Genomic DNA, 5,555 nt, shown 5'->3' on the forward strand with positions numbered 1-5,555 from the left:
CCCCTGGCGTCGCCCTGGTCGGTGGCCGTGCCGCAGTGCTCGTCGGCGGAGGCCGACGCGAGCCGGGGGAGCGGCGCGGTCTGCACCAGCGTCGGTGGGCGGGTGCCCCAGCCGCGGGCGTCCAGTTGGGCGCCGGCCGGGGCGGCGAGCGGCCGCGGCGGGTGGACCAACGCGGGGCGGCCCCGCTCGGCGTGCCAGCGCTGCACGGCGTCGTCAGCGGCGGCCAGCGCGGCGGCCTGCCCGGCGTCCAGCACCGGGAGCTCACCGGGGCGCACCACGACGTCACCGGGGCGTGCGGCGGGCGCGTCGGTGGAGACGGGCCGGCCGGCGACGACCCAGGCCGGGTAGCCGCCGTGCAGCAGGCGCACCGAACGGTGCCCCGCCCAGCGCAGCGTCCACCAGGCCCGCGCGGCCGCCAGGCCGTCGCCGCCGTCGTACACCACCACGGGGTGACCGGCGCGGACGCCGGCGGCCCGCAGCGCCGCCTGCAACGCGGCCGGATCGGGCAGCGGGTGCCGACCGCCGGCGCCGGGGGGCCCGCAGAGCGCGGTGTCCAGGTCGACGAAGACCGCCCCGGGCAGGTGGCCGGCGAGGTAGTCGTCGCGGCCGGGCGGGCCGACGAGCCGCCAGCGCACGTCGAGCAGGGTGGGCGGATCGGCCTGGTCGAGCTCGGCGACGAGGGTGTCGACCTCGACCAACGGCTGCTGGGTACCGGACATGGCGACCATCCAACACCATTCGCGGAGACGGCACGCGGTTCGGCGGCGGTCGCCGGCCCGCCACCGAGGTAGCATCGTGCACCGGAGGGCCGCTGACCTTATGAAGTCTCACGACCTGGTCGACACGACCGAAATGTACCTGCGCACCATCCTTGAACTGGAAGAGGAGGGGGTGCCACCGCTGCGTGCCAGGATCGCCGAAAGGCTGCAGCAGAGTGGCCCCACCGTGAGCCAGACCGTCGCCCGGATGGAGCGTGACGGCCTGCTCACCGTCGAGGGAGACCGGCACCTGACGCTCACCCCCCAGGGGCGCGGCAGCGCGGTGTCGGTGATGCGCAAGCACCGCCTCGCCGAGCTGCTGCTGGTCAACGTCATCGGGATGCCCTACGAGGAGGCCCACGAGGAGGCCTGCCGCTGGGAGCACGTGATGAGCGACGCGGTGGAGAAGCGGGTGTACGACCTGCTCAACCGGCCGACCCGTTCCCCGTACGGCAACCCGATCCCGGGGCTTCAGGAGCTGGGTTCGCCGGCGGCGGAGACCACCGAGGCCGCCGAGGGCGAGCGCAACCTGGCCTTCCCGGGCCTCTCCGGGCCCGTCGTGGTGCGCCGGATCTGCGAGAGCGTGCAGAAGGACGCCGACGTGCTGCGCCAACTGCACGCCGCCGGTGTCGACCCGGGCGCCACGGTCACGGTGGCCCAGGAGCGTGACGGGGTGTCGATCGACCGCTCCGGTGACCGGGTGCGGCTGCCCCGCGAGGTCGCCTCCCGGGTCTTCGTCGCCGCCAGCTGATCGGGCGTGGGCCCGGGCGTCACAGCGCCCGGGTGTCCACCTTCTTGGCCAGTGCGACAAGGTCGCCGGTGAGCTTCTCCACCGCCGAGCGCTCACTGCCACGGGCCGCGGTCCAGCTCACCGTGGCGAGCCGTCCGTCGCCGGCCAGCCAGCCCACCTCGGCGACGGGTCCCCGCCCGCTGGCCGCGGCGGTGGTCCGCTTGTACGCCTGCTGACCCAGCCCGGTGATCTTCGCCGCCTTGTCCGGCACCACGTCCGCGCCGAAGCTGGTCTTGTCGATCGTGGTCTCGGTCACGCTGAGGGTCAGCTCCGGCAGGGTCGCACCGGCTGCCCGGACCACACAGGTGTGGGTGTCGCCCTGTTCGCTGGACGCCGCCACGTCGAAGCGCGTCTTCACCACCTGCTCGATCACTGTGAAGTCGAGCAGTCGGCAGGCGCCGCCCGAGGAGGCCGCCGCCGCGTCCACAGCGATCGGCACCGGCGGCGGCGCCGTCACCGGTTGCGCCTCGTCGGCGCAGCCACTCACCAGCAGCCCGGCCAACCCGGCGACCACGATCCGCCCGCGCACATTCCACCCTCTCGCCGACCGACGGCGGAAGGCGCCCGCCGGTTGTCCGTCGGACACCGTACGGGGTGTCGGTGTCGCGCGGAAGCCCCCGCGGACGACTACCCGGACGGCGTGTCGTCCACGTACGGGCAGTGCCGGCAGCCGCGCCCGCAACACGTGCCACGGCGGGCCAGGAAGTCGGCGCTCAGCACGAACAACCCGCTCGCCGGGTCGAGGTAACCGGCCTCCCCGGCGGCCAGCGCGGCGGCGTGCGCGGCGAGGACCCGGGCCCGGTCGGGGTGCTCCGGCGGCAGCCGGGACGGGTGCGGCTCGGTGAGCGGCCGGTCGGCCAGGGGTCGTCGCTCTCCGGTCACCGCAGCAGTCTAGGGACGGCTACCGCCCGGCCTCCGAGCTGGATGCGCGACATGCCCGGTGTCGTCGCGGTGCGCTGTGGTTTCGTCGTACGGTCCGGGGACGATCGGTTCGACGCCCGTCGACGCATACGGAGGGGACGCGATGCGGAAGATCGTTGTGCAGATGAGCCTGTCGTTGGACGGGTTCTTCGAGGGCCCGGGGGGTGACATCGGCTGGCACCAGGTCGATGAGGAGCTGCACCAGCACTTCAACGATGTGATCGCCCCGATGGGCGGGTTCCTCAGTGGCCGGGTCAGCCACCAGTTGATGGCCGCCTACTGGCCGACCGCCGATCAGGACCCGAGCGCCAGCGGCCCGGAACGCGAGTTCGCCCGGATCTGGCGGGACATGCCGAAGATCGTCTACTCGCGCACGCTCGACCACGCCGACTGGAACGCGACGGTGGTGCGCGAGGTCGACGTCGAGCAGGTCCGCAAGCTCAAGGCTGAGCCGGGCGGCGATCTGGCCCTCGGCGGGGCCGACCTGGCCGCGACGTTCGCCCGGCACAACCTGATCGACGAGTACCGGATCTACGTCAACCCGGTGCTGCTGCTCGCCGGTGCCGTCGACCTGGCCGCGCCGCCGGGCCTGGTGGCCCGGTTCGCCGAACTGATTCCCCGCGCCACGCTGGTCGTCCAGCCGGACGCCGGGCACTATCCGTGGCTCGAAGACGCCGAGGCGTTCACCTCGACGGTCGCGGCTGTCCTCGCCGGCTCGGACGGTGCTTGAGTCTCCAGCGGGGGGAGACGCGAGGGTGAGGGCATGAGCGGGGAGACACGGCACACGATCGGCGAGCTGGCGCGACGGACGGGCCTGAGCGTCAAGACCATCAGGTACTACGCCGACAGCGGGATCGTGCCGCCGACGGACCGGAGCCCGGCCGGCTACCGACGGTTCGGCCCGGCGGCCGTGGCCCGACTGGAGCTGGTCCGCACGTTGCGGGAGCTGGGCGTGGACCTGGCCACCATCCGGCGGGTGGTGAACAAGGAGGTGCCGCTGCCCGAGGTGGCCGCCGCGCACGCCGAGGCGTTGGCGGTGCAGATCCGGGTGCTGCGGCTGCGCCAGGGGGTGCTCACCGTGGCGGCGCGGCGCGGGTCCAGCGCGGCCGAGGTGGACGAGCTGCATCGGCTGGCCCAGCTCACCAGGCACGAGCGCGGGCAGCTGGTGGCGGACTTCCTGGGCGGCGTCTTCGCCGACCTCGGCGATTGGCCCGCGTCCCCGGGGGTGATCGTCTCGATGACACCGGAGCTGCCCGACGACCCCACCAGCGCGCAGATCGAGGCGTGGCTGGAGCTGGTCGAGCTGTGCCGGGACCCCGGGTTCCGGGAGCGGATGCGGCTGCTGGTACGGCAGCACGCCGCCGATCATGACGTCCCGGGACTGCCCCGCCCGGACGCCGTCGCGGTGGTCCGGGACGCGGTGGCCGCCGCCTTGACGGCCGGTCTCGACCCGACCAGCCCGGACGCCGACCCGGTGGTCGCCGCCGTCACCGGCCGGTATGCGCGCCTGCGCTGTCACCCGGACGACGCCGACCTGCGCCAGCTGTTGCTCGACCGGCTCGTTCCGGCCAACGACCCCCGCCGGGACCGCTACCTCGACCTGTTGGCGGTGCTCAACGGCTGGTCGACCGGCACGGCGACAGCGCCGGCGGTGGACTGGTTCATCCGGGCCCTGCGCGCCCGGATGCCCGAGCCGGCTCGTTGACCCGCCCGTCAGCCGAACCAGGTCATCGCCTGGCCGTGGCCTCTGGCCCAGGCCAGCGGCTTCCCGTCGAGCGCGAGAACGTTGTGCAGCGCGTCGTTCGGCGGCGCGGGCAACGCGTCGTACCGGAGCACCTCCGGCCCCTCGGCCGCCACCCAGTGCCCCGGCAGTTCGCGGACCAACCGGACGAACGCCTCCCGGCGCGGGGGCGGCACCTGGTAGAGCACTGACGTGTGGAAGACCACGAGCGTCGCGTCGGCCGGTGCCCGCGCGGCCAGCGCCGGCAGGTCGTCCACCAGGTCGCCGCGGACCAGCAGCGGCGGGTCGGCCGCGGCGATCGCCGCCGCGGCGCGCAGCCGGACCCGCCGGTGGGCGTGTTCCGGCCAGATCAGGGCGTCCAACCAGGACACGTCGTCAGGGTCGGTCACGTCGAGCGGGTTGAGGTCCAGGCCGGCCCGCCACACCACCTGGGGTACGCGTGCCGGCGGCACCAACCCGTCGGCAGCGCAGTCGAGGATCGGCTCACCGGAGCCGACCTGGTGATCGCCGTAGCGGTACCCGTACCGGTCGGGGTAGAGGCAGAGCCCGGCCGACGCGCCGACCTCCAGCAGGGCCACTGGCTGTGGCAACGCGGCGAGCAGCGGCAGCAGGACCGCGCACCGGCCCGCCTCGTTCGTCTGGGTGGCCCGGGTGAGCATCTGCGCCTCGATGGCCGGCCAGTGCGTCAGCACGTAGTCGTGGAAGGTGACCGGGTCGTCGACCGGGCCGCCGAGCCAGCGGACGACGCCGAACAGCAGGTTCGGCTGCCGTTTGGCCGGCGGTAGCCCGTCGAGCAGGGCCAGCAGGTCCTCGTCGTGGGCGACTGCCTGCGACAGGCGCTCGTACGTGGGCGACACCCCGCGCGCCTCCCGGACGGCGAAGTCGACGTACTGCTCGCTGATCGTCATGGCCCGATGATGGCACCTGCCCGATGGCCGGACCGTCCGCTGCTGCGGCGACCGCACCCGGGATGACGGCCAGCACCCGGTTCGCGGCGCTGGTCAGCGGTTCTGCCGTTCGATGCCGCGTCGGACGAGTCCGCGGATGCCGGGGAGGGTGACCGCTCGGATCGTGAGGTCGTTCATCCAGACGTGCAGCCGGCTCGGTGGCGCGTACTGGTACATGCCCCGGCGGGCGAGCGCCTGCCGCCTGGTCACCTCGGGGCGCAGGCCGGTCTCCCAGCCGGCCAGGGCGGACGGGATGTCGTCGCCGTGCCGGCGCAGGGCGGCACCGAGTTGGTCGGCGCCGGCGAGCGCCAGTCCCGCGCCGTGCCCGGCGAAGAGGGTGACGCACCAGGCCGCGTCGCCGAGCAGGACGGCGCGGACGGTGCTCCAGCGTGGGCTGT

Annotated in this window: 7 protein-coding genes and 1 pseudogene; 3 read left to right on the forward strand and 5 right to left on the reverse strand. The window is 74.1% G+C overall.

The window, feature by feature from the left end; genetic code table 11:
- On the reverse strand, positions 1–719 hold a 719-nt coding region (locus tag KBX53_RS20465), incomplete at its 3' end, for a sulfurtransferase (protein ID WP_247675933.1).
- 100 nt (positions 720–819) lie between these two features.
- On the opposite strand from KBX53_RS20465, the gene KBX53_RS20470 reads away from it, so the two are divergent.
- Positions 820–1,509 (forward strand): metal-dependent transcriptional regulator, encoded by a 690-nt coding sequence (locus tag KBX53_RS20470; protein ID WP_030337404.1) that lies wholly within the window; start codon positions 820–822, stop codon positions 1,507–1,509.
- Positions 1,510–1,528: 19 nt separating this feature from the next.
- On the opposite strand, the gene KBX53_RS20475 is transcribed toward KBX53_RS20470, so the two are convergent.
- A complete protein-coding gene (locus KBX53_RS20475) occupies positions 1,529–2,077 on the reverse strand; it encodes a hypothetical protein (RefSeq protein WP_210861060.1) in 549 nt (182 codons plus the stop codon).
- A 98-nt stretch (positions 2,078–2,175) separates the two neighbouring features.
- Entirely contained in the window at positions 2,176–2,430 is a 255-nt protein-coding gene (locus KBX53_RS20480) for a DUF5522 domain-containing protein (RefSeq protein ID WP_030337400.1), read from the reverse strand.
- Positions 2,431–2,572: 142 nt separating this feature from the next.
- Between KBX53_RS20480 and KBX53_RS20485 the strand changes: the two genes are divergently transcribed.
- Complete coding sequence (locus KBX53_RS20485; protein WP_210861062.1) at positions 2,573–3,199, forward strand: dihydrofolate reductase family protein; 627 nt, start codon at positions 2,573–2,575, stop codon at positions 3,197–3,199.
- A gap of 33 nt (positions 3,200–3,232) precedes the next feature.
- Complete coding sequence (locus KBX53_RS20490) at positions 3,233–4,174, forward strand: MerR family transcriptional regulator (protein ID WP_210861064.1); 942 nt, start codon at positions 3,233–3,235, stop codon at positions 4,172–4,174.
- Positions 4,175–4,182: 8 nt separating this feature from the next.
- Here the strand turns inward: KBX53_RS20490 and KBX53_RS20495 are convergent, their stop codons facing one another.
- Both KBX53_RS20495 and KBX53_RS20500 read right to left on the reverse strand, forming a co-directional pair.
- Positions 4,183–5,118: a DUF2332 domain-containing protein gene (locus KBX53_RS20495; RefSeq protein WP_210861065.1), complete on the reverse strand. Its 936-nt coding sequence runs from the start codon at positions 5,116–5,118 to the stop codon at positions 4,183–4,185.
- 93 nt (positions 5,119–5,211) lie between these two features.
- Positions 5,212–5,555 (reverse strand): annotated as a pseudogene (locus KBX53_RS20500) (monooxygenase); the annotation flags it as partial.

It is taken from the genome of Micromonospora sp. M51, from assembly GCF_018070305.1.
GTDB classification, from domain to species: domain Bacteria; phylum Actinomycetota; class Actinomycetes; order Mycobacteriales; family Micromonosporaceae; genus Micromonospora; species Micromonospora parva.